This window comes from Rhizobium sp. PP-CC-3G-465 (assembly GCF_004343445.1).
GTDB lineage: Bacteria > Pseudomonadota > Alphaproteobacteria > Rhizobiales > Rhizobiaceae > Ferranicluibacter > Ferranicluibacter rubi.
In genome coordinates this window covers 694,911-718,208 of the sequence record NZ_SLYH01000001.1, presented here as the reverse complement: position 1 = coordinate 718,208, position 23,298 = coordinate 694,911, and the positions used below count along the sequence as shown (strand labels likewise).

Annotated in this window: 22 protein-coding genes; 13 read left to right on the top strand and 9 right to left on the bottom strand. The window is 64.0% G+C overall.

What is annotated here, in order from left to right; all coding sequences use genetic code 11:
- The first annotated feature begins 194 nt into the window (after positions 1-194).
- The 5 genes from C8J33_RS03260 (at position 195) to C8J33_RS03240 (ending at position 6,585) form a co-directional block, all read left to right on the top strand.
- Positions 195-1,223 (top strand): amino acid ABC transporter substrate-binding protein, encoded by a 1,029-nt coding sequence (locus tag C8J33_RS03260; RefSeq protein WP_092934066.1) that lies wholly within the window; start codon positions 195-197, stop codon positions 1,221-1,223.
- Between the two features lie 111 nt (positions 1,224-1,334).
- Entirely contained in the window at positions 1,335-2,546 is a 1,212-nt protein-coding gene (locus C8J33_RS03255) for an amino acid ABC transporter permease (protein WP_132663126.1), read from the top strand.
- Between the two features lies 1 nt (position 2,547).
- Positions 2,548-3,702, top strand: coding sequence for an amino acid ABC transporter permease (locus tag C8J33_RS03250; protein WP_132447404.1), 1,155 nt, complete (start codon positions 2,548-2,550; stop codon positions 3,700-3,702).
- Positions 3,703-3,717: 15 nt separating this feature from the next.
- The gene (locus C8J33_RS03245; protein WP_110728021.1) at positions 3,718-4,488 is read left to right on the top strand and encodes an amino acid ABC transporter ATP-binding protein; all 771 of its coding nucleotides are present in this window, start codon (positions 3,718-3,720) and stop codon (positions 4,486-4,488) included.
- 369 nt (positions 4,489-4,857) lie between these two features.
- Entirely contained in the window at positions 4,858-6,585 is a 1,728-nt protein-coding gene (locus C8J33_RS03240; RefSeq protein ID WP_165929719.1) for a M10 family metallopeptidase C-terminal domain-containing protein, read from the top strand.
- A 410-nt stretch (positions 6,586-6,995) separates the two neighbouring features.
- Here the strand turns inward: C8J33_RS03240 and C8J33_RS03230 are convergent, their stop codons facing one another.
- The 5 genes from C8J33_RS03230 to cysG all read right to left on the bottom strand — a co-directional run bounded on the left by C8J33_RS03230 (position 6,996) and on the right by cysG (position 12,145).
- On the bottom strand, positions 6,996-7,808 hold the full coding sequence (locus C8J33_RS03230; protein ID WP_132663123.1) for a ferredoxin--NADP reductase: 813 nt from the start codon (positions 7,806-7,808) through the stop codon (positions 6,996-6,998).
- A 204-nt stretch (positions 7,809-8,012) separates the two neighbouring features.
- Positions 8,013-8,510 (bottom strand): DUF934 domain-containing protein, encoded by a 498-nt coding sequence (locus tag C8J33_RS03225; RefSeq protein ID WP_132447407.1) that lies wholly within the window; start codon positions 8,508-8,510, stop codon positions 8,013-8,015.
- 1 nt (position 8,511) lies between these two features.
- Positions 8,512-10,185, bottom strand: a complete 1,674-nt coding sequence (locus C8J33_RS03220) for a nitrite/sulfite reductase (RefSeq protein WP_132663122.1) — start codon at positions 10,183-10,185, stop codon at positions 8,512-8,514.
- 155 nt (positions 10,186-10,340) lie between these two features.
- Positions 10,341-10,652 carry a DUF2849 domain-containing protein gene (locus C8J33_RS03215; RefSeq protein ID WP_110728026.1) on the bottom strand — a complete coding sequence of 104 codons (312 nt, stop codon included), beginning with the start codon at positions 10,650-10,652 and terminating at the stop codon, positions 10,341-10,343.
- Positions 10,653-10,654: 2 nt separating this feature from the next.
- Positions 10,655-12,145: a siroheme synthase CysG gene (cysG, locus tag C8J33_RS03210; protein ID WP_132663121.1), complete on the bottom strand. Its 1,491-nt coding sequence runs from the start codon at positions 12,143-12,145 to the stop codon at positions 10,655-10,657.
- Between the two features lie 217 nt (positions 12,146-12,362).
- Here cysG and C8J33_RS03205 point away from each other — a divergent pair, with 217 nt between their 5' ends.
- The 3 genes from C8J33_RS03205 (at position 12,363) to C8J33_RS03195 (ending at position 14,446) form a co-directional block, all read left to right on the top strand.
- Positions 12,363-12,950, top strand: coding sequence for a nucleoside deaminase (locus tag C8J33_RS03205; protein ID WP_132663120.1), 588 nt, complete (start codon positions 12,363-12,365; stop codon positions 12,948-12,950).
- Positions 12,951-12,996: 46 nt separating this feature from the next.
- Entirely contained in the window at positions 12,997-13,836 is an 840-nt protein-coding gene (mazG, locus tag C8J33_RS03200; protein ID WP_132664433.1) for a nucleoside triphosphate pyrophosphohydrolase, read from the top strand.
- An 85-nt stretch (positions 13,837-13,921) separates the two neighbouring features.
- Entirely contained in the window at positions 13,922-14,446 is a 525-nt protein-coding gene (locus C8J33_RS03195; protein WP_207904004.1) for a DUF2199 domain-containing protein, read from the top strand.
- Between the two features lie 495 nt (positions 14,447-14,941).
- On the opposite strand, the gene cobT is transcribed toward C8J33_RS03195, so the two are convergent.
- Positions 14,942-15,961 (bottom strand): nicotinate-nucleotide--dimethylbenzimidazole phosphoribosyltransferase, encoded by a 1,020-nt coding sequence (gene cobT / locus C8J33_RS03190; protein WP_110799052.1) that lies wholly within the window; start codon positions 15,959-15,961, stop codon positions 14,942-14,944.
- A 350-nt stretch (positions 15,962-16,311) separates the two neighbouring features.
- Here cobT and C8J33_RS03185 point away from each other — a divergent pair, with 350 nt between their 5' ends.
- Genes C8J33_RS03185 through C8J33_RS03175 form a run of 3 tightly spaced genes read left to right on the top strand, consistent with a single transcriptional unit; the run spans position 16,312 to position 18,071 of the window.
- On the top strand, positions 16,312-17,103 hold the full coding sequence (locus tag C8J33_RS03185) for an adenosylcobinamide-GDP ribazoletransferase (protein ID WP_281024591.1): 792 nt from the start codon (positions 16,312-16,314) through the stop codon (positions 17,101-17,103).
- A 42-nt stretch (positions 17,104-17,145) separates the two neighbouring features.
- Positions 17,146-17,376 (top strand): DUF1289 domain-containing protein, encoded by a 231-nt coding sequence (locus C8J33_RS03180; RefSeq protein ID WP_110728030.1) that lies wholly within the window; start codon positions 17,146-17,148, stop codon positions 17,374-17,376.
- Positions 17,373-18,071, top strand: coding sequence for a retropepsin-like aspartic protease family protein (locus C8J33_RS03175; protein ID WP_132663119.1), 699 nt, complete (start codon positions 17,373-17,375; stop codon positions 18,069-18,071). The genes C8J33_RS03180 and C8J33_RS03175 overlap by 4 nt, the downstream gene beginning before the upstream one ends.
- Before the next feature lie 165 nt (positions 18,072-18,236).
- On the opposite strand, the gene C8J33_RS03170 is transcribed toward C8J33_RS03175, so the two are convergent.
- From C8J33_RS03170 to C8J33_RS03160, 3 genes are all read right to left on the bottom strand, one after another.
- Positions 18,237-18,998: an ABC transporter permease gene (locus tag C8J33_RS03170; protein ID WP_132663118.1), complete on the bottom strand. Its 762-nt coding sequence runs from the start codon at positions 18,996-18,998 to the stop codon at positions 18,237-18,239.
- On the bottom strand, positions 18,995-19,921 hold the full coding sequence (locus C8J33_RS03165) for an ABC transporter ATP-binding protein (protein ID WP_132663117.1): 927 nt from the start codon (positions 19,919-19,921) through the stop codon (positions 18,995-18,997). Before C8J33_RS03165 ends, C8J33_RS03170 begins: the two co-directional genes overlap by 4 nt.
- Before the next feature lie 265 nt (positions 19,922-20,186).
- Positions 20,187-21,374, bottom strand: coding sequence for an extensin family protein (locus C8J33_RS03160; protein WP_132663116.1), 1,188 nt, complete (start codon positions 21,372-21,374; stop codon positions 20,187-20,189).
- Between the two features lie 612 nt (positions 21,375-21,986).
- Between C8J33_RS03160 and C8J33_RS03155 the strand changes: the two genes are divergently transcribed.
- Complete coding sequence (locus tag C8J33_RS03155) at positions 21,987-22,232, top strand: hypothetical protein (RefSeq protein ID WP_132663115.1); 246 nt, start codon at positions 21,987-21,989, stop codon at positions 22,230-22,232.
- 619 nt (positions 22,233-22,851) lie between these two features.
- Positions 22,852-23,232 (top strand): acyl-CoA thioesterase, encoded by a 381-nt coding sequence (locus tag C8J33_RS03145; protein ID WP_092934107.1) that lies wholly within the window; start codon positions 22,852-22,854, stop codon positions 23,230-23,232.
- Positions 23,233-23,298 lie beyond the last annotated feature (66 nt).

Below are 23,298 nucleotides of genomic sequence, written 5' to 3'. Positions count from 1 at the left end.
AGCGGATAAAATGAGCAGACCTTCCGATAATGTTGAAACGGCCTAGAATTTCGGCAACGTGACTTGACCCGTCCGACATTTACGAATGAGATAGACCCCACTCGCGCCAGGAGGGTGGCGGGGGCGTTTCTTCCGGCAAGCCGTCAAGGCATCCGGGATGAGGGCGACAGAAAACTTAAAAAAGGGTCTCAAGAATGGCAACAAGAATTCTCCCGATCGTGATCGGCGCCGCTGTCCTGGGTTTCGGTGCCCATGCAGCTTCCGCCGGCACGCTCGATGACGTGAAGGCCAAGGGCTTCGTGCAGTGCGGCGTGAACGGTTCCAACCTCGCGGGCTTCGGTGCCCAGGACTCTTCCGGCAACTGGACCGGCCTCGACGCCGACCTCTGCAAGGGCGTTGCCGCTGCCGTTTTCGGCGATGCGACCAAGGTCAAGTTCACCCCCCTCTCCGCCAAGGACCGCTTCCCGGCCCTGCAGTCGGGCGAAATCGACATGCTCGCCCGCAACACGACCTGGAGCGCCAGCCGCGACAGCCAGCTCGGCTTCGACTTCCGCGCCGTCAACTATTATGACGGCCAGGGCTTCATGGTGAAGAAGGAACTCGGGGTGAAGTCGGCTCTGGAGCTGAACGGCGCCTCCGTCTGCGTCCAGTCGGGCACCACCACCGAGCTCAACCTCGCCGACTACTTCCGCGCCAACAAGATGGAATTCAAGCCCGTCGTGTTCGAAGCGCAGGACGAAGCCGACGCCGCCTACAATGCCGGCCGTTGCGACGTCTACACCACCGACCAGTCGGGCCTCTATTCGATCCGCCTGAAGATGGCGAACCCGGCCGATCACGTCGTCCTGCCGGAAATCATCTCCAAGGAGCCGCTCGGACCCGCCGTTCGCCAGAATGACTCGAAGTGGTTCGACGTCGTGTCCTTCACGCATTACGCCACCATCACGGCGGAAGAGTTCGGTATCACCCAGGCCAACGTCGAAGAGATGAAGAAGTCGGAAAATCCCGACATCAAGCGTTTCCTCGGTGAAGAAGCCAACAGCACGCTCGGCGCCGATCTCGGCCTGCCCAAGGACTGGGCCGTCCAGGTCATCAAGGCCGTCGGCAATTACGGCGAACTGTTCGAACGCAATGTCGGCCAAGGCTCCCCGCTCAAGATCGAGCGTGGCCTGAACGCGCTGTGGAACAAGGGCGGCCTGCAGTACGCACCGCCGATCCGCTGATCGGCTGCTGATATCGAGGGGGCGGGCTCGGTCCCGTTGTGGCATGGCCCGCCCCTTCTTCAGAACGTCTTGAACACCCGGAAAAAAGGGTGACCGACAGGGGACAAGTGAATGGCTGCAAACGACGTCCGCACCGGGGGCGGCGCGCATCGACCGACGATGTCGCTTCTCTATAATCCGGCTTTCCGAAGCATTCTCTTCCAGATCGTGACCGTGGTCGTCGTCTTCGGCGCCATCTATTACGCCGCGACCAACGTCGTCGCCAACCTCGCACGCTCCGGCATGTCCAGCGGCTTCGGCTTCCTCAACAGCCGCGCCGGCTTCGACATCGGCCAGCAGCTGATCGCCTATTCACCCGATTCCACCTATTTCAGCGCGCTTCTCGTCGGCCTGCTCAATACCTTGCTCATCGCCTTCTGGGGCATCATCACGGCGACCATCGTCGGCCTGCTGATCGGCATCGGCCGCCTGTCGAAGAACTGGCTGATCGCCAAGCTCTGCACGATCTACGTCGAAGTCTTCCGCAATATCCCGCCGCTGCTCGTCATCTTCTTCTGGTATCTCGGCGTCCTCGCGCTCCTGCCGAACGTCCGCACCATCTTCCAGCATGTGAAGGACAATCCCGGCGCCTTCTTCTTCGTCAGCAATCGCGGCATCTACTTCCCGTCCCCCGTTCCCGGCGAAAGCTTCGTCTATGTCGCCGCCGCCTTCGTTCTCGGCATCATCGCGGCCATCGCCTTCACCAAATGGGCCACCGCCCACCAGCTGAAGACCGGCAAGCGTCCGCCGGTCCTCGCCGTCAATCTCGGGCTGATCGTCGCCTTGCCCCTCGTCGTCTTCCTCGTGCTCGGCAGCCCGATGACGCTCGATTATCCCGTGCCCGGCTCGTTCAACATGAGCGGCGGCATGGTCATCGGCCCGGAATTCCTGTCGCTCTACCTGGCACTGTCCTTCTACACTGCCTCCTTCATCGCCGAGATCGTGCGCGCCGGCATCCGGGGCGTCGCGACCGGCCAGACGGAGGCCTCCTACGCCCTCGGCCTGCGCTCCGGCCTTGCCACCCGCCTCGTCGTGCTGCCGCAGGCCATGCGGATCATCATCCCGCCGCTGACCTCGCAGTATCTCAACCTCATCAAGAATTCGTCACTCGCCGTCGCCGTCGGCTTCGCCGATCTCGTCGCCGTCGGCAACACGATCCTCAACCAGTCGGGCCGCTCGATCGAGATCATCTCCATCTGGATGCTGATCTACGTCTCGATCAGCCTGATCACGTCCGTCTTCATGAACTGGTTCAATGCCCGCATGGCACTGGTGGAGCGCTGATATGGCCCAGAACATCGCCTTCGTCCGCCATGATTTCATCGCGCCGGAAACCCCGCCCTCGACGGATTCGACCGTCGTCGGCTGGCTGCGCAAGAACCTGTTCGCGACGCCGACCGACAGCGTCCTGTCGCTGATCGGCATCTTCGCCGTCCTCTACTACCTCCCCGGCGCCCTCAACTGGCTCTTCATCCAGGCCGTGTGGACCGGCGCCGATCGCACGGTCTGCACCACCGCGGCGCAGGGCGGCATCCAGCCGGACGGCTGGAGCGGTGCCTGCTGGGCCTATGTGAACGATCGCTTCATCCAGTTCATGTTCGGCTCCTACCCGCGCGATCAGCTCTGGCGGCCTTTGCTGGTGCTGGCCATCGCCATCGCCATTCTCGTGCCCTTCCTGATGCCGAAGGTGCCGCGCAAGGGGCTGAACACCATCCTGCTCCTCATCGTCATGCCGATCATCGCCTATGTGCTGCTGCTCGGCGGCCGGTTCGGCCTCTCCTATGTCGAGACGTCGCTCTGGGGCGGGCTGATGGTCACGCTTATCCTGTCCTTCGTCGGCATCGCCGTCTCGCTGCCGCTCGGCATCGTGCTGGCGCTCGGGCGCCGGTCGGAAATGCCGATCGTCAAGACCGCCTGCGTCGTCTTCATCGAGTTCATCCGCGGCGTCCCGCTCATTACCGTCCTGTTCATGGCGAGCGTGCTGCTGCCGATGTTCCTGCCGCCGGGCACCAACTTCGACAAGTTCCTGCGCGCGCTTGTCGGCGTCTCCATCTTCGCCGCCGCCTACATGGCCGAAGTCATCCGCGGCGGCCTGCAGGCTATTCCGAAAGGGCAGTACGAAGCAGCCGACGCGCTAGGCCTCAACTACTTCCACAAGACGACCTTCATCATCCTGCCGCAGGCGATCAAGCTGGTCATTCCCGGCATCGTCAACACCTTCATCGGCCTGTTCAAGGATACCTCGCTCGTCACCATCATTTCGATGTATGATCTGCTCGGCATCGTGAAGGCCAGCTTCGGTGACAGCGGCTGGAGCACGCCGGTGACGCCCATGACGGGCCTTATCTTTGCCGGCTTCGTCTTCTGGATCTTCTGCTTCGGCATGTCACGCTATTCCGCCTTCGTCGAGCGTCGCCTCGATACCGGCCACAAACGATAACACGAGGGACTGATCATGGCTGAAGCCGCCCAGAAATTGACTGTTTCGTCCACCGATGTCGCCATCGAGATCGTCGGCATGAACAAGTGGTACGGGGATTTCCACGTGCTGCGGGATATCAACCTGAAGGTCATGCGCGGCGAGCGCATCGTCATCGCCGGCCCCTCGGGCTCCGGCAAGTCGACGATGATCCGCTGCATCAACCGGCTGGAAGAGCACCAGAAGGGCACCATCATCGTCGATGGCATCGAGCTCACCAACGATCTGAAGAAGATCGACGAGGTCCGCCGCGAAGTCGGCATGGTGTTTCAGCACTTCAACCTCTTCCCGCACCTGACGATTCTCGAAAACTGCACGCTCGCCCCCATCTGGGTCCGCAAGATGCCGAAGAAGCAGGCCGAGGAAATTGCGATGCACTATCTGCAGCGCGTGAAGATCCCTGAGCAGGCCCACAAATATCCGGGCCAGCTCTCCGGCGGCCAGCAGCAGCGCGTCGCCATCGCCCGGGCGCTGTGCATGAAGCCGAAGATCCTGCTCTTCGACGAGCCGACCTCGGCTCTCGATCCGGAAATGGTCAAGGAAGTCCTCGACACCATGGTGAGCCTTGCCGAAGAAGGCATGACCATGCTCTGCGTCACCCACGAAATGGGCTTCGCCCGCCAGGTCGCCAACCGCGTCATCTTCATGGACCAGGGCCAGATCGTCGAACAGAACGCACCCGCCGAGTTCTTCGACAACCCGCAGCACGAGCGCACCAAGCTCTTCCTCAGCCAGATCCTGCACTAGAGTTTGTCAGGGATAAGGGGAATCCGGTTATCCCGAAGAGACAAACGACAACAGAGGGATTGAGAGTCTGGCTGGTTCAGAATGAACCTGACGGAGTCTAGGGTATTTCCAGCCGAAGCGGCATCGCTTCGGCGTCGGAGAATGCTGCGAAAGCAAGAGGTGGTGCTGTTCCGGTGAACGCGTGTTAACCGAAACGGCATGAATCGCTTAGATCTCCCCACGGCGCGCAGCATTTTTCATCCTGCGCGCCCGTCACCCGCTTGAGCTTATCCGCCACATCCTTATGCTAGGCATACAGCCTGAGAGTGTATGACGCTTTCAGGGGCCAAGACGGGAAGAGCCGGAACCTTTTCCGGATGGGGTGGGGATATGACAGGCAGCAAGACACCGTTCACGACGATCTCGGCGACGGGCAATCCGAATATCGACGGCGTGCTGTCGAACAATGCCTGGAGCGGCGGGGCCCTGACCTACGCCTTTCCCGCAACGCGGGCCGACTACGATTATGACGATCTCTCCGGGAGCTTCTTTCCCGTCTCTCCGCAGCAGGTCGCTGCCGCCCTGTTCGTCATGGAGCAATCCAGCGGCAACGCGGCCGACGATGGTTTCTCGCTCGAAGGCTTCACGCTTCTCGATCTCCGCCGAGGCAGCCCGACCGACGCCACCCTGCGTTTCGCCGGCACCGACACGGCCAACCCGACCGCTTTCGCCTTCTACCCCGGCCCGTCGTCCGTTTCGGGCGATATCTGGTTCGGCGATGGCTATGCGGGCACGGATTTCGATTACCTGAAGCCGAAGGCGGGCAATTATGCCTGGCACACCCTCGTCCACGAACTCGGACACGCGCTCGGCCTGAAGCACGGGCACGAGGCGGAAATGAACGCCGCCCTGCCGCGAGGCATGGACAGCGTCGAGTTTACCGTGATGACCTACAAGGCCTATATCGGCGCATCCGTCGAAGACGGCTACAGCTATGGCGCCTATGACGCGCCGCAGACCTTCATGGCGCTCGATATCGCGGCCCTGCAGACCATGTATGGCGCCGACTACAGCGTCATGTCCGGCGATACCGTCTATCGCTGGACGCCGAAGACCGGCGCGACCATCATCGACGGCCAGACCACCATTTCACCGGGCGCCAACAAGATCTTCGCGACCCTCTGGGACGGTGGCGGCAGGGACACGTTCGACCTGACGGCGTACAAGACCAACCTCTCGATCGATCTGCGCGCCGGCGGCTTTTCCGTGTTCGACAAGGCGCAGCTCGCCGATCTCGGTGGCGGCCCGAATGGCGGTCATGCGCGCGGCAATATCTTCAACGCGCTGCTGCACGACGGCAACACCGCCTCGCTGATCGAGAACGTCAATGCCGGCTCCGGCAACGACCGCATCGTCGGCAACGAGGTCGCCAATTTTCTCGCGGGCAATGGCGGCAAGGACACGCTGTTCGGCCTCAACGGCGACGACATCCTCATGGGCGGTGCCGGTGCCGATGCGCTCGACGGCGGCAACGGCCTCGACACGGCATCCTATCTCGATGCGACCGCCGGCATTACCGCGAGCCTGCTCAAGCCCTCGGGAAACAAGGGTTTTGCCGCAGGCGATACGTTCAAGTCGATCGAGAACATCATAGGCTCGGCCTTTGCCGACACCCTCACCGGCGACAATGCCGCCAACCGCCTGGACGGCAGCAAGGGCAATGACAGGCTGAGCGGCGGCAACGGAAACGATACGTTGATCGGCGGGGCTGGCAGCGACATCCTGACCGGCGGCGCCGGCGCCGATACCTTCGTCTATGCCAGCTGGACGGAGTCGCAAACCGCCACCAAACTGCGCGACACGATCACCGACTTCTCGTCCAGCAGCGGCGACCGCATCGACCTCTCCGGCATCGACGCCAACCTTCTCTTGGACGGCGTGCAGCATTTCTCGTTCATCGGCGCGAGCACCTTTACCAAGACCGGCGGAGAACTCCGCTTCGCGACCCTCAAGTCCACGACCTATGTCTACGGCGATCTCGACGGCGACGGAAAATCCGATCTCGCCCTCTACTTCGACGACCGCCTGACCCTGCAAGCCGGCGACTTCATCGTCTGACAGGCACGCCTTGCCCAGAACCGCCCCTCACCCCGCTTGCGGCGCGAGGGGACGCACCAAGCGCGGCGCTTTCATATGTGGCGAAAGCCATGCCCCAAGTCCCTTCGCCCCGCGCGCGGGGAGAAGGTGGCGGCAGCCGGATGAGGGGCTGCTACAGGCCTTTGCGGGTGCGGCTCTAAAGAAAAACCCTCTCTGGCCTGCCGGCCATCTCCCCCACAAGGGGGGAGAAGACATGCGGCGGCCGCTCGTGCTTTCGTGGGCATCGAGCGTCTGGCAAGGCTTCTGCAGGTACGATCTTGGACGTGGAACGAGCGGCCCGCCCCGAGTCTTCTCGCCCCTTGTGGGGGAGATGGCCGGCAGGCCAGAGAGGGTCTTTCTTGTCCAACCCCCTCATCCTCACCCCAAAAACATCACCCCACGAACGCCCGCTCGATCACGAACTCGCCCGGCTTGTTGTTCGAACCCTCGTTCAGTCCAGCCTCTTCCAACAGCAGCTTCGTGTCCTTCAGCATCTCGGTCGAGCCGCAGATCATGCCGCGGTCGATCTCAGGGTCGAAGGCGGGGACGCCGAGGTCGGTGAAGAGCTTGCCGTTGCGGATAAGGTCGGTGATGCGGCCGCGGAAGGGATAGTCCTCGCGGGTTGCGGTGGCGTAGTGGCGCAGCTTGTCCCCCACCACTTCGGCCAGGAACTCGTGGTTGCGGATTTCCTCGATCAGGTCGAAGCCGTATTTCAGCTCGGCCACGTCGCGGGTGGTGTGGGTCAGAATGACCTCGTCGAACTTTTCGAACGTTTCCGGCTCGCGGATCAGGCTGGCAAAGGGCGCGATGCCGGTGCCGGTCGAGAACATATAGAGCCGCTTGCCGGGCGTCAGCGCGTCCAGCACCAGCGTGCCCGTCGGCTTCTTGCGCATCAGCACCTGGTCGCCGGGCTGGATGGCCTGGAGATGCGAGGTCAGCGGCCCGTCCGGCACCTTGATCGAGAAGAACTCAAGTTCCTCGTCCCAGGCGGGGCTGGCAATCGAATAGGCGCGATAGACCGGTTTGCCGTCGACCATCAGGCCGATCATGGCGAATTCGCCCGAGCGGAAGCGGAAGCCGGCAGGACGTGTCATGCGGAAGCGGAACAGCCGGTCGGTATAATGCGTGACGCTGGTCACGGTCTCGGCAAACACGCCGGCCGGTACGGTCGCGGCGAAATCCTCTGTCTTGGCCGGAGCATTCATCTGTGCGTCTCATCCTCGTGGGTGCGTCGAGCCGAAGCTCGGATACGGAGCGAGCGAAAGGCTGACTGCGCCTCTCAGGTTTTCATGCGCGGAATATTCCAAACCGGCGCCCAAGGAAAGCAATTCCATTTCAAAATCACGCGGCAGCGGAGATTGCCGCAGCGCATGAGCGTCCATTGCCGCGCGACAGAAGAGCAGGCCGGATCAGGAAACCCGCCGCCAGCTATAGGAGCCGGCCTCGCCAGACGGCCGCGCCGTCGGCTGGTAATGCTCGTCGATGCCGGGCAGGCGCCCTTCGCCCAGCCGCTTCAGCGCCGTCGCATTGGTCACGGCAAAGCTGTCGATGCCACAGCGCAGCATCAGCGGCACCTGGTCGATCAGCACGTCGCCGATGGCGCGGATCTCGCCGTCGAACTTCAGCCGCACCCGCAAGAGCGAAGCGTGCGAAAACGCCCGCCCGTCGTTGAAGGCGGGAAAAGCGACGGCGACGAGCGCGATATGGTCGAGATAGGGCTGCAGCCGCGACACGTCGTCGGCCGGGTTCACCAGCACGCCGAGCCCGGTCTCCCCCGCTTCCGCCTTCTCGATGAAGGTCGTCAGCCCGTGGATCGCGCGCTCGTTGGAGCCCGCCTGCGTCTCATCGGTCTCGATAACCCATGCGTCGTCGGTCACGAACCCGGTCGTCTTCCAGATCTGCGTCATCTCAGGCGGCTTCCTGTTCCTTGGCGCCGTACAGCGCATCCTTGAAGGGCTGCGGGCCCACACGGCGATAGGCGGCGAGGAAGGTCTCCTCCTTCGACAGCCGCAGGCCGAGATAGGTGTCGACGATGGTCTCCACCGCATCCGTCACCTTCTCCGGCTCGAAGCCGCGACCGATGATTTCGCCGATCGAGGTCGTCTCGTCGCCGGAGCCGCCGAGCGTGATCTGGTAGAGCTCGGCCCCCTTCTTCTCCACGCCCAGCAGGCCGATATGGCCGACATGGTGGTGGCCGCAGGCATTGATGCAGCCGGAGATCTTGATCTTAAGCTCGCCGATATCGGCCTGCCGCTCGGGATCGCCGAAGCGTGTGGAAATCTCCTGCGCCACCGGAATGGAGCGGGCGTTGGCCAGCGCGCAATAGTCGAGCCCGGGACAGGCAATGATGTCGGTGATCAGCCCGGCATTGGCGGTCGCCAGCCCCGTCGCCACCAGCCCGCGATAGACGGCCTCGAGATCGGCCAGCGCCACATGCGGCAGGATGATGTTCTGCTCGTGGCTGATGCGGATCTCGTCGAAGGCGTAGTCCTCGGCGATATCGGCCACGGCCTCCATCTGCACGTCGGTTGCGTCGCCCGGAATACCGCCGATCGGCTTCAGCGAGATCGTCACCATGCCGTAATCGGGGTTCTTGTGCGGCGCCACGTTCTGGTGCACCCAGCGGGCGAAGTCCGGATCGGCCTTCTTCCAGCTCGCAAGGTTCGCCCAGCCCTCGGGACGCTCACCCAGCGCCGGCGGCGCGAAATAAGCGGAGATCGCCACGATATCGGCGTCGGGAAGCTTCAGCTCGGTGTTCTTCAGCTGCAGGAATTCCTGCTCCACCTGCCCTGCCAGCACCTCGGCGCCGGTCTCGTGCACGAGGATCTTGATGCGTGCCTTGTACTTGTTGTCGCGCCGTCCGTGCAGGTTATAAACCCGCATGATGGCGGTGGTGTAGGACAGCAGGTCCTCTTCCGGCAGGAAGTCGCGGATCTTCTTGGCGATCATGGGGGTGCGCCCCTGCCCGCCGCCCACATAGACGGCAAAGCCGATGCGGCCCGCATCGTCCTTCTTCAGGTGCAGGCCGATATCGTGGACCTGGATTGCGGCGCGGTCGCGCTCGGCCCCGGTCACGGCGATCTTGAACTTGCGCGGCAGGAACGAGAATTCCGGATGCACCGACGACCACTGCCGCAGGATTTCCGCGTAAGGCCGGGGGTCGGCGACCTCGTCGGCGGCGGCACCCGCAAAATGGTCGGCCGTCACGTTGCGAATGCAATTGCCCGAGGTCTGGATCGCGTGCATCTCGACGCTGGCGAGATCGGCCAGAATATTCGGCGTGTCGGACAGCGCCGGCCAGTTGTACTGGATGTTCTGCCGCGTGGTGAAATGCCCGTAACCGCGATCGTATTTCCGCGCGATATGCGCCAGCATCCGCATCTGCCGGCCGTTCAGCGTACCATAGGGAATGGCGACGCGCAGCATATAGGCGTGCAGCTGCAGGTACACGCCGTTCATCAGCCGCAGCGGCTTGAACGCGTCTTCCGCAAGCTCGCCGGACAGGCGACGCTCCACCTGGTCGCGAAACTGCTCGACGCGGGCAGATACGAAAGCATGATCGAATTCGTCGTAGCGATACATCGTTTGTCTTTTCCTTAAAGCCCAACGTCCGGGAAGCCAGGCGTCTCGTGCAGAAGACCTTGAGAAGCATCTGCACATCCGGTGCGCCGCGCGTGTTTTCCCTTAAACCAGACCCGGCCTCGGGAAAAGCAAGACGGCGGAAGATTCTATCCGCGTTACACCGCCGCCACATGGTGCAGGCCCTTGTAGCCCGGCGCATATTCCATCGTCGGTCCCTCCGCGCGGATCCGCTCGCGCAGCCGCAAGGGCCGCAGCACGCCATCCACTTCCACCACCTCGATCACGTTGACATCGACGACCTTGTTGTCGGCAAACGCCGTCTTGCCCGCCGCTTCCAGCGCGCTCACGGCCTCGGCATGACGCGCGATGAAGGCATCCTGCAGGCTCTCGCCCCAGTTGCCGGCCGCATCCAGCCAGACGGAAATGCCGTCGGACAGTCGGTTGGCCGTCAGGACCTTGTCACTCATCGTCATGCTCCTTGCACGTCATGTTGCACGTCATGTTGGTTTTCCGGGAGATCGGCGCGGGACGCCGCAACCAGACCTGCCTCGTGAGAAAGACCGGCCCGCCGGGACAGCGGCTCCGACCGCTCGAAATTCGCACCCGCCACCGCGTCGCCGATGATCACCATCACCGGTCCGTCGAGATCGTCGCGCGCCTCCAGCCCGGGCAGTTCGCTCAGCGTCCCGTGCAGCAGCCGCCGGTCGGCCCGGCTGGCATTCTCCACCACGGCCACGGTCGTGTCGCGGTGCAGCCCGGCAGCGATCAGCCGTGCAGCGACCGAGGCCGCCACCGTCCGCCCCATATAGACGGAGATCGTCGCGCCGGAGACCGCCAGACGCGCCCAGTCGGGCAGCACGTCGCCCGCGAGGTCGTGGCCGGTCGTGAAGATCAGCGACGACGCCACGCCGCGCAGCGTCAGCGGCAGTTCGAAATCGGCCGCAGCGGCAAAGGCGGAGGTGATGCCCGGCACGATTTCGTAGCCGATGCCCGCTTCCCGCAGCGCCGCCATCTCCTCGCCCGCCCGGCCATAGACCAGCGGGTCGCCCGACTTCAGCCGCACGACGCGCTTGCCCTCGCGGCCGAGACGCACCAGCAACTGGTTGATCTCGCCTTGCGACTTCGAATGACAGCCCTTGCGCTTGCCGACGGACAGCCGTTCGGCATCGCGACGCCCCATATCGACGATCGCCTGCGGCACCAGCGCGTCGTAGACGAGCACGTCCGCTTCCATCATCACCCGCTGGGCGCGCAGCGTCAGCAGGTCCACCGCGCCCGGCCCGGCACCGACGAGATAGACGCGACCCTCGACCACGCTGCCCGCCTTCAAGAGGCGCGTCGCCTCGCGGCGCGCGGCGGAAACATCGTTGGCAGCCACATGCGCGGCCACGCCGCCGGTAAAGAACCGCTTCCAGAACTGGCGGCGCGGCGCACCGCGCGGCAAAAGCTTTTCGGCCGCGATCCGGTAGGATTGTGCAAGGCCGGCAAGACTGCCGAGCGAAGGCTGCAGCAACTGATCGATCTGCGCGCGGATCATCTGCGCGAGGATAGGCCCCGCCCCCTCCGTGCCGATCGCCACGGCCACGGGCGCGCGGTTGACCAGAGCGGGCGTCAGGAAATCGCAATAGTCCGGCTGGTCCACGGCATTGGCGGGAATGCGCGCGGCACGCGCCGCCGCCACGATCCGCCGGTCCTGCGCGGCATCGCCGGTTGCGGCAAACACCAGAACGGCACCCTCGACCTGCCCCGCATCGAAGGCGGCGACAATGCGTTCGATGCCCTTCTCGGCCAGGAACAGCGCATAATCCGGCTCCGCATCATCGGCATAAGCGACGATCCGCGCCTGCGTGTTCATAAGCAGGCGAACCTTGGCATAGGCCTCGTCGCCATTGCCGAACACCGCCACGCATTTCTGCGCAACGCGAAAAAAAGCCGGGAATACGGTCAGTTGCTCGCTCATGACGATGGGGAATCTGTCCTTTGTGGGTTGGTTAGATATCGCCCATCCTACGCGCAAATTGAAGAAACAGAAATCCGCCAGCCCCTGACGCGGCGTATTCTTTTCCTCAGGCGAGGAAGTATCGGAGCAAATGTGTCCCGCCGCCGCCCTGCGGTGCATTGCACCCGCCCGGCCTTCGTCGTTACAGTGGCGCACCGACCACAGGGAACCGTACCCGATGTCCACCGATCCGCTTGCCGCCCGCCTCCTCTCCGTCATCGAAAGCGACATCCTGCCGCTGACGCAAAAAGGCGTGGCCGCCGGCAACAAGGTTTTCGGCGCCGCCATCCTGCGCAAGTCCGATCTGTCCCTCGTTGTCGCCGAAACCAACAACGAGACGGAAAATCCGCTCTGGCACGGTGAAGTCCACACGCTGAAGCGATTCTACGAGCGTCAACCGGGCCATGACACGAAGGACCTGATCTTCCTGTCCACCCACGAGCCCTGCTCCATGTGCCTCTCGGCCATCACCTGGGCAGGCTTCGATAATTTCTATTATTTCTTCAGCCACGAGGACAGCCGCGACAGCTTCGCCATCCCCCACGACCTCGTCATTCTCAAGGAAGTCTTCCGGCTGGAACCCGGCGGCTATGCCCGCCAGAACGCCTTCTGGCGCTCCGCCGCCATCGCAGATCTCATCGCCACCAGCGACGAACCCGACCGCGCCGGCCTGAAAGCCCAGGACGCCCGTATCCGCCGCCGCTATCAGGAATTGTCCGACGCCTACCAGTCCGGCAAGGCGCAAAACGCCATCCCGCTTGCCTGACGCCCCTTCACCCGATCATGCAGAAGCCCTCCCCATGACCGAACCGATGCAGCCCTCCCGCGACATCCAAAAACTCCTCGACATCATGTCCGCCCTGCGCGCGCCGGACACCGGCTGCCCCTGGGACATCGTCCAGACCTTCGAGACCATCAAGCCCTACACGATCGAGGAGGCCTACGAGGTCGCCGACGCGATCGAACGGCACGACATGGACGACCTCTGCGAGGAACTGGGCGACCTCCTGCTGCAAGTGGTCTTCCACGCAAGGATGGCAGAAGAGGCAGGCGCCTTCGACTTCGGCAATGTGGTCGAGGCCGTCACGACCAAGATGATCCGCCGTCACCCCCACGTCTTCGCCCGCTCGGACGCCGACACGCCCGACGCCGTGAAGCTCCAGTGGGATGCGATCAAGCAGATCGAAAAGGCCGAACGCCGCACCCGCCGCCTCCGCCGGGGTCTCACCGACGACGCGGCCGGCTTCCTCGACGGCGTCCAGCGCCACCAGCCGGCCCTGAGCGAGGCCCTGAAGCTCCAGCAACGTGCCGCCAAAGTCGGCTTCGACTGGTCGGAACCCGAGCCCATCCTCGACAAGATCGAGGAGGAAATCGCAGAACTGCGCGAGGCGCTCCGCAGCGGCGACGCCGCCAAAGTCACCGACGAACTCGGCGATCTCGTCTTCGCGGTGGTCAACATCGGCCGCCACACCGGCACCGACCCCGAAATGGCGCTGCGCGGCACCAACACCAAATTCCGCCGCCGCTTCCGCCACATCGAGACGGAACTTCAAGCATCAGGCGAAAGCCTGGAAGCCGCCACACTGGACCGCATGGAAGCCCTCTGGCAGGACGCCAAGGCCATCGAGCGCGCGCTGGACGGGACGCGGTAAGTGGATCAGAAAGGCCCCGAGCCCCACGGCGAATCTTAAGCACCGATCCGGAAGGCCCGCCCGTACGCCGAAGCCATAACTGTCGATGCGCGTCATCGCCGAGGGACCAAGGATGTTTCGATTCCAATGTAAGGTTTGTGAAAACTGGCACGAGGGCATGCCTGGCTTCGGCAGCGACGCGCCTCTCCATCTCTATCATATCCCCACCGCCGAGCGGCCGGTGCGCTGCGCGCTGACAGGAGACACGTGCATCATCGACGAAACGGCCTTTTTCGTTCAAGGCAACATCGAGATACCGGTTCACGACGCGGATGAACCCTTCGCCTGGGGCGTCTGGGTCTCTCTCAGTCAAAAGAATTTTCTGGAGTTCGTTGCGCTTCTAAACGTTTCGGAACGAGAGGGTTACGGCCCGTATTTCGGTTGGTTATCTGCCGGGTTCAAGGTCTATCCAGACACCGCGGATCTCAAGACAAAAGTTCATCTTCGCGCCAGGGGACAACGGCCCTCTATCGAGCTGGAACCCACGGAACATCCCTTGGCAGTGGAGCAGCGAACCGGGATTTCCGTCGAGCGACTTGCCGAAATCTATGCGGCTTACGTCCATAGCTGACCGCTCGCGGGAAATCAGAGACTTTGGTTATGCGTGACAGCCCCAAACATCGCTCCCGAGATCCTCGAAGCATGACGCCATGATCCAGTCAGCCTGAGGTTCAGGAAAGAAAAAACCTCTCTGGCCTGCCGGCCATCTCCCCCACAAGGGGGGAGAAGACTCGGGGCTGGCCGCTCGCCCAGATTACGAGGCGTAGGAGGAAGCGAGCGAGCCCCACGAGTCTTCTCCCCCCTTGTGGGGGAGATGGCTGGCAAGCCAGAGAGGGCCTTCCTTCAAAACCGCACCCGAAAACAGCCCCTCATCCGGCTGCCGCCACCTTCTCCCCGCACGCGGGGCGAAGGAACCTCAGGGCGCCGCTTCCGCCTCATATGAAAACACCGAGCAGGCCACGTCCCCTCTCCCCGCATGCGGTGAGAGGGCTAGGGTGAGGGGCAGCCACAAGCGAGACGTTCAGCCACAGTCCGACGAAAGCATCACCCCTGTGAAACCAACCCTTCACTCCGTCCGCCCACTCACCCCCGCCTGCTCGAACGTCGCCATACCCGAATGACACGCAGCCGCCGCCTTCACGATGCCGGCCGCAAGCGCCGCCCCGGTCCCCTCGCCGAGCCGCATGCCGAGCGCCAGCAGCGGGGTCTTGCCCAGCTGCTCGATGGCGGCCATGTGGCCGGGTTCGCCGGAGACGTGGCCGATTAGGCAGTGGTCGAGGGCGGCCGGATTGATGGCCTTGAGGATGGCGCCGGCAGCGGTTGCGACATAGCCGTCGATGATCACGGGGATCTTCTGCATGCGGGCGGCGAGAATCGCACCGGCCATCGCCGCCACTTCGCGCCCGCCGAGGCGCCGCAGCACCTCCAGCGGGTCGGAGAGATGGTCGCCATGCAGCGTCACCGCGGCCTCAACGGCGGCGATCTTGCGCTCCAGCAGCTCCCCGTGCGAGCCCGTGCCCGGGCCCACCCAGTCGCGGGCCGAACCGCCATAGAGCGCGAGGTTGATGGCGGCGGCGATCGTCGTATTGCCGATGCCCATTTCGCCGATGCAGAGCAGGTCCGTGCCGCCCGCAACCGCTTCCATGCCAAAAGCCATGGTCGCCGCGCAGTCGCGCTCCGTCAGCGCCGCTTCCTGCGTGATGTCGCCGGTGGGATAGTCGAGCGCGAGGTCGAACACCTTCAGCCCGAGATCGTTGGTCACGCAGATCTGGTTGATGGCGGCCCCGCCGGCCGCGAAGTTCTCCACCATCTGCGCCGTCACCGACGGCGGAAAGGGTGTGATGCCCTGTGCGGCGACGCCGTGATTGCCGGCGAAGATCGCGACCAGCGGCCGCGTCACGGCCGGCGCACGACCCTGCCACGCCGCCAGCCAAAAGGCGATTTCCTCCAGCCGGCCGAGCGCGCCCGCCGGCTTCGTCAGCTGCGCATCGCGCGCACGGGCTGCCGCCAGTGCGCCGGAATCAGGGCCCGGCAGCTGGCGCAGAAGCGCGCGAAAATCGTCGAACGGAAGACCGCTGGCACTCATCTGGCTATCCCTTTCCTCCGGCTGCTTGTCAGCCGGTCACTGGCCGCTCGCGCTGCCCGGCTGATCGTCAGGCGAAGCGTCGGCACGTCATCTTGTCTCGCGCCCTCTTAGAGGCTGCTTGGAAACCCGGCGGCTGAGAGCCGGCGAGGGATTTTTGCGCTCCGGCAGAAGAGGATCGCAGCCGATATCCTGAGATATCGGCAAGAGTCTCGACGCACCGGGGCACGAAAAGCACCGCCGGATCGACCCGTCCGGGTTTTCAAACAGTCTCTTAAAGCGCATGACGATCTCCGGCAACGGCTTATGCCGGACCTTCGCCGCCAGACACGACACCCGCAGGAGCAAAACGCGTGACGAACCCTGCCACCGCCTTCCTCACCGATACGATGCGCGCCGTCGCCTTCCTCAGCCGCCTGCGCGTGCCCGCCCGCTTCTTCGAAGGCGACGACGGCCGCATGGGCCGCACGGTGCGTGCCTTCCCCGTGGCCGGCCTCCTCATCACCCTTCCGGCAAGCCTCGTCTTCGCCCTGTCCCTCGCCTTCGATGCCGATCCGCTGCTCGCCGCCCTCCTCGCCCTGACGGTGCAGACCCTCGTCACCGGCGCGCTGCACGAGGATGGCCTTGCGGATGCGGCAGACGGGCTCGGCGGCGGGCGCACGCGCGGCCATGCCCTTGAGATCATGAAGGACAGCCGCGTCGGTGCCTATGGCGTCATCGCGCTGGTGCTTACGCTGGCGCTCCGGGCCGTGGCCATCGCCGATCTCGCGGATCATCTCTCAAGCGCCGGCTGCGCGCTGGCGCTCATGGCCATCGCCGCGCTCAGCCGGGCGGGCATGGTCTGGCACTGGTCGCAGCTGCCGCCGGCGCGCGAAACCGGCGTGGCCGCCGGTGCCGGCCAGCCGCAGCCCGCCGCCGTCACCACGGCGCTCGCCACCGGCACCGTGCTCGCCGGTCTTCTCCTGCTGGTGGCCGGCGCCCCGCTCCTCGCCGCCCTCATCGCCTTTGCCGCCTTCGCAGCCGCGGTTCCGCTCTGGACACGATATGTGCGGGAGAGGATTTCGGGCCATACGGGCGACACAATCGGAGCCACACAACAGCTGACGGAAACAGCCCTCCTCGTCACCCTTGCGATCTTCGCCTGAGGCGCCGATATAACGACACATTACCCCCAGCCCGGACCTTTCATGGAATCACCCTGCACCTCCGTCTGCTCCATCGATGCCGCCACCGGCTACTGTCGCGGCTGCGGGCGAACGGGCGACGAGATCGCGACATGGACGCTTTTCAGCGACCGCGAGCGCCGCCACATCATGACCGGCCTGCACACGCGCATGAGCGCGCTCGATGCCGGTTCCCGTCTGGAAACGCGGAGCGTCCGCATCGACCGCATGGCCCGGGAGCGCACGAAACGATGAACAGGCTGACCGTCGCGCTCGGCATTCTCGGCCTCGGGCTCGTCCTTCTGCTTTTCAATCACGAAAGCGGTCGCACGCTGGGTCTCGGCAATGACAGCTTTGCGAGCCTGATCGGCATGACGGCCCTCCTCACCGTCTTTGCCGCCGGCATCTGGCGCAGCCGCACCTTAAGCGACAGCGTCCGGCAGTTCGCGTTGTGGGTGCTGATCTTCCTCGCCGTGGTCACCGCCTATCTCTATCGCGGCGAGCTCGAATCCTACTGGGCCCGCCTCTCCGGCGGCCTCATGCCCGGCCGCGCCGCCGTCTTCACCGACAATGAAGGCTATCAGGAAGTCGTGCTGCACAAGGTCATGAACGGCCATTTCGAGGCGAACGTCGCCGTCAACGGCGCGAGTGTCCAGATGCTGGTCGATACCGGCGCCAGCACCATAGCCCTCTCCTATGCCGACGCGAAGAACCTCGGCCTCGACCCCGCCAGCCTCGCCTACACCCAACGCCTGATGACCGCCAACGGCGAAGCTCGCGGCGCCCCCGTCACCCTGTCGCAAGTCGCCATCGGCCCCATTATCCGCAACGACGTCCGCGCCACCGTCGCCGAAGACGGCAAGCTCGACCAGAGCCTGCTGGGCATGAGCTTCCTCTCCACGCTCGACATGATGCAGATGAAGACGGATGAGTTGCGGCTGAGGGATTGAGTGAGCCGTTTTTAGCGAATAGCGAATAGCGAATAGCGAATAGCGAATATTGTCTGGCGGCGAACAGCGACGAGTCAAAGCGAAAAACAAAATCGCCCATCGATAACGGACCAACTATTCGCTAAAAAAACCAATTTCTACTCACGGCTCACGGCTCACCATTCACTAATTCCTCAACCAATACCCCGTCCGGAAAATCCACACCAGCAGCCCCATCAGCACCGCCAGAAACCCGATGATGATGCCGAAGCTGACCAGCGGGCTTACCTCCGAGATCTCGAAGAACGACCAGCGGAATCCCGAAATGAGGTAGAGCACCGGGTTGGCGTGGCTGACCGCCTGCCAGAAAGGTGGCAGCATCGAGACCGAATAGAAGCTGCCGCCAAGGAAGACGAGCGGCGGGATGACCAGCATGGGGATGAGGTTCAGCTGCTCGAAATCCTTGGCCCAGATGCCGATGAGGAAGCCGAACAGCGAGAAGGTCACCGCCGTCAGCACGAAGAACACCAGCATGACGAAAGGGTGGGCGATCGAGAGGTCCACGAACAGCGAGGCCGTGGCGAGGATGATCAGCCCCACCAGCATCCCCTTGGTCGCCGCCGCCCCGACATAGCCGAGCACGATCTCGGTCATGGAGATCGGCGACGACAGGATCTCGTAGATCGTGCCGGTGAATTTCGGGAAGTAGATGCCGAACGAGCCGTTGCCGATGCACTGCGTCAGCAGCGTCAGCATGATCAGCCCGGGCGTGATGAACGCGCCGTAGGAGACGCCGTCGATCTCCTGGATGCGCGAGCCCACCGCCGCGCCGAAGACGATGAAATAGAGCGAGGTGGAGATGACGGGAGACACCACGCTCTGCAGCAGCGTGCGCCGCGTGCGCGCCATTTCGAACAGGTAGATCGCCTTGACCGCTTCGAAATTCATGCCCGCTTCTCCACCAGTTCCACGAAAATATCCTCGAGCGTGCTCTGCCGCGTCGAGATGTCCTTGATCCGCAATCCCGCTTCCGCAATGGCGGCCAGCAGCGTCGTAATCCCCGTGCGCCCGCCCGATGCGTCGTAGTCGTAGATCAGCCGCCCGCCGTCATCCTCGAGCTTCAAATGATAGGGCTCCAGCCCCTGAGGCAGCGCCGTCACCGGTTCGGCAAGCTCGATGCGCAGCTGCTTACGGCCGAGCGTCTTCATCAGCGCGCTCTTCTCCTCGATCAGCAGGATCTCGCCGCCATTGATCACGCCCACCCGGTCGGCGATCTCCTCGGCCTCCTCGATGTAGTGTGTCGTCAGGATGATCGTCACGCCGCCTTCGCGCAGCGTCTGAACCACCTTCCACATGTCCTTGCGAAGATTCACATCCACGCCCGCGGTGGGCTCGTCGAGAAACAGGATGCGCGGCTCGTGGGAGAGCGCCTTGGCGATCAGCACCCGCCGCTTCATGCCACCGGAAAGCTCGCGCAGCATGTTGTCCTTCTTGTCCCACAGCGACAGATCGCGCAGCACCTTCTCGATATGCGCGGGGTTCGCCTTCTTCCCGTGCAGCCCGCGTGAGAACGACACCGTGTTCCACACCGTCTCGAACTGGTCGGTCGTCAACTCCTGCGGCACCAGCCCGATGATCGCCCGCGTCGCCCGAAAATCCTTCACCACGTCATGGCCGTTCACCAGCACGGTGCCGGAACTCGGATTGACGATGCCGCAGATGATGGAGATCAGCGTGGTCTTGCCCGCACCGTTCGGCCCGAGCAGCGCCAGGATTTCCCCCTCCTCGATATCGAGGCTAACCCCTTTGAGCGCCTGGAACCCGGACCCGTAGGTCTTGACGAGATTGGAAACGGAGACGATGGGCGCCATGGGGGTGATCCGGACTGTTGGGGACGGGATGCCTTATATGGCATTCCCCCGCCAAAAGTCATCCGGCGACCTCGAACCGATCTTTTCCCCTGTCATCAATCCTTCGCCAGAATCAATCACGGTCGCTTGGCACACGGCGCTGCTTCATTGCCCGCTTCTGTGGTTTGCACCGATCGGCTGGCAGTCCCCTCCGCCCGGTTTCTTGAGGCCGGCGCCCGTCTGAAAACGGGAACCGGCCTTCTTTTTCCGCCACCCACTGGTTTCGTCAACTACAATGCCGATAGCCGGATTTCCGTGACCGCAGGTCGAAGTGGAAATGGTCCTTGTGGAACGGATCGCTGCCCGGCCCCAGCACCGTGTTGAAATATTTGCAGCTATCCTGCCGCACCGCCTTCAGCAGACCCTTTTCCCGAAAGGCGAAGAAGCCCGGCTTGCGCACGTCGATCTCTTTGCCGTTCTTCAGCACGAACTTGCCGACGTCGATGGCATTGCCATGCGCGTGTTCGGACATGGCCGCGCCGCGGCGCGAGTTCATCGTTCGGCAGGAATAGCCGCCGAGCGGCTTGATGGTGCCGATGCCGCTGAGATAGCGGTAGCGGGCCGACGGCGCGAGTTCGTTCTTCACCCACAGCGCAAAGGCTTCCGTCACCTCGCAGTTCAGCTTCACCGCCGGCTTGACGTTGATATCGCCCGAGAGGCCGGAAAGCTGGATCGGATAGTCGATGCCGCAGGACGGTCCGTTGGAGATGCGCGGCACGTCGGTAAAGGTCACGCCCAGCTTCGTCAGCCGCTTGCGACAGGCAATCTCGGAGGCCGGCATCTGCCCGCTGAAATCCGGTTCGGAAACTGCATCGACGGGATTGCCTGCCCGTGGCAGAAAGGCCACCTGCTGCTCCCGTGCCTTGTCCCGCCGCTCGATCATCACCCGCTGTTCCTGCTCCAGAAACTGCGCCTTGCGCCGCGCTTCCATCTCCATCCGCTCGGGCGTCAGCGGCGGCAGGTCCGGATCGACCCCGCCCGGCGCAGCCGATAGAGTGTCGCCCGGCATCGCCGGCGTGACCGCAGCCGTCGTGCGTGCGGGCACCGAAAGCACATGCACGCTGCTCGTCCCGATCCCGTCCACCAGCACCGGTCCCGAACTCGGCCCCAAACTGGCAGGAACACTCTGCCCCGCATGAATATCGCGGCTCTGCTCCTCCGCGAGCCCGACCACGGGCGCGGCGGTCACCATGCTGTCGATATCGACACCATTCGCGGGGATTGGCGAAGAAGCCTCGCGCACGGGATAGGTCGCCACCCGCTCCTGCCGCGCTGCCGTCACGGGCCGCACGCCGTTCATCCGCTCCGGCGGCTCCAGCACATCCGTGGAGCACGCCGCCAGCGCCAGCATCAGCCCGACGGAAACCAACGGTCGGCGCGGAACGCGTCTGGAAGCCTGTGAATGGTTCGCCATGCCGGATATCGCCTTTCGAACGGAACCGGTTTCCCGGAGAAGACCCCGGCCCTCCGACAGGACCGGATTTGCCGGGCAGGACCAGAGAAGGGTCGCACGCCGGAGAAGACTGCCGCCCCTCTTCGGTCATTTCCGGGCACGCGGCGCGGGCGGGAGCCAATCGCTCGACTTTAGACAATCATGGTAAATGAAAGGTTACGATAGAGCGCCGCGCGCTCGATCGAACGCGCGAAGGTCGCTCTACATTTTGACTCTATAGCATTCCTCCGTCAGGTGAGAACCCTGATGGAGGAATGCTATAGAGCGGTTTCGGACCAACCGTCGCCGTTTACTCCGGCGCGCAAACCCGCTATCGTCAACGCACCGGCCAAGCCTTCGCGCATCGCCGGTGCGGGCGTCTTACGTCCGCATCCCGAGGGGGCTCGGGACGAGACAGCATGAAACGGTGATCGCAGCACGGCCTGGCAACGAAACACGGGCCGTCATGCGAAGACATCGGGAGCATTCCAGCCGGAGCGGTATCGCGTCGGGGAATGCGGAGGACGGAGAGGAGACGCATTTCGGGTGACCTGTGCTCACCGGAAATGCTCATGCGGGAAAAGAGGGCCGGGCATGGACCTTATGCAGCAGACCATCGAAAACAGAACGCCCGATACCCTCGCAGGCCCCGGTGCCCTCGCAGGTATGGCTGTCACCGTCGTCGCCGACCGCGACGAATGGAATGTCGTCATCATCGAGGACGGCGTCGAGCGCAGGCAATCCTTCGTCCAGCACGACTGGGCCCTCAGCTACGCCCGAGGCCAACGCCTCCGCCTCGGCCTCCCCACCATCCCCGACCCGTCATCCGGAACGGCCTGAGGCCGGAGCCACGGTCGAAAAAAGAAAAACCCTCTCTGGCCTGCCGGCCATCTCCCCCACAAGGGGGGAGAAGACTCGTGGCCGGCCGCTCGCTTCAAAAAACGTTCAAGGTTGAAGCTGAGAGCGCACGCCGAGTCCTCTCCCCCCTTGTGGGGGAGATGCCCGGCAGGGCAGAGAGGGCCTTTCTTCTTTAATCCCAAAAACATAGCGCAGAGACCGCCCCTCATCCCGCTGCCGCGACCTTCTCCCCGCACGCGGGGCGAAGGGACCCGTGGCACCGGACTGCCGCAATTGAAAACGCCAAGCAGGGCACGTCCCCTCGCCCCGCAAGCGGGGAGAGGGCTAGGGTGAGGGGCAAACCCCACCCGCAGAGCGTCCCAAGCATCCTCATCCCGCGCACCACCTCGCGACGACAGCGCGCGAATCCCCGGACGCGGCCACAAGAGCCCACTGCAAAGCCCCAACTCACCCACACCAAAACCCTCGCCACATTCCAACATCAGGGGATGACGAACGCCCGCAACCGCGATACGCACGGGACCACGCAAACCCGTCCGTGGCATGCCCCCGGACGGCCCCCATCCCCGGCGCGCAGGCGCCGAAGCAGACGGAGACTGTCATGGCGACGCCGAGTGGTGAACTGACCTTGCGAACCCTGGCCATGCCGGCCGATGCCAATGCTGCGGGCGATATTTTTGGCGGCTGGGTCATGGCCCAGATGGACCTTTCCTGCGGCATCCGCGCCGCCGAGCGCGCCCGCGGCCGCGTCGTCACGGCGGCCGTGCGCGAAATGGCCTTCGCTTTGCCGGTCAAGATCGGCGACACCCTCTGCATCTACACCGACATCGCCGCCGTCGGCCGCACCTCGATCACGCTGACGGTCGAAGCCTGGGCCCAGCGCTACCTCTCCGACCGCATGGAAAAAGTCACCGACGCCACCTTCGTCATGGTCGCCCTCGACGCCGAAGGCCACCCCACCCCCGTCCCCGGCGAACGCTGACGTCAGGAGACAAAGCACGCCTGCCGACCCATCACGATCGACGACCCGGTCATCTCTCACCCACGG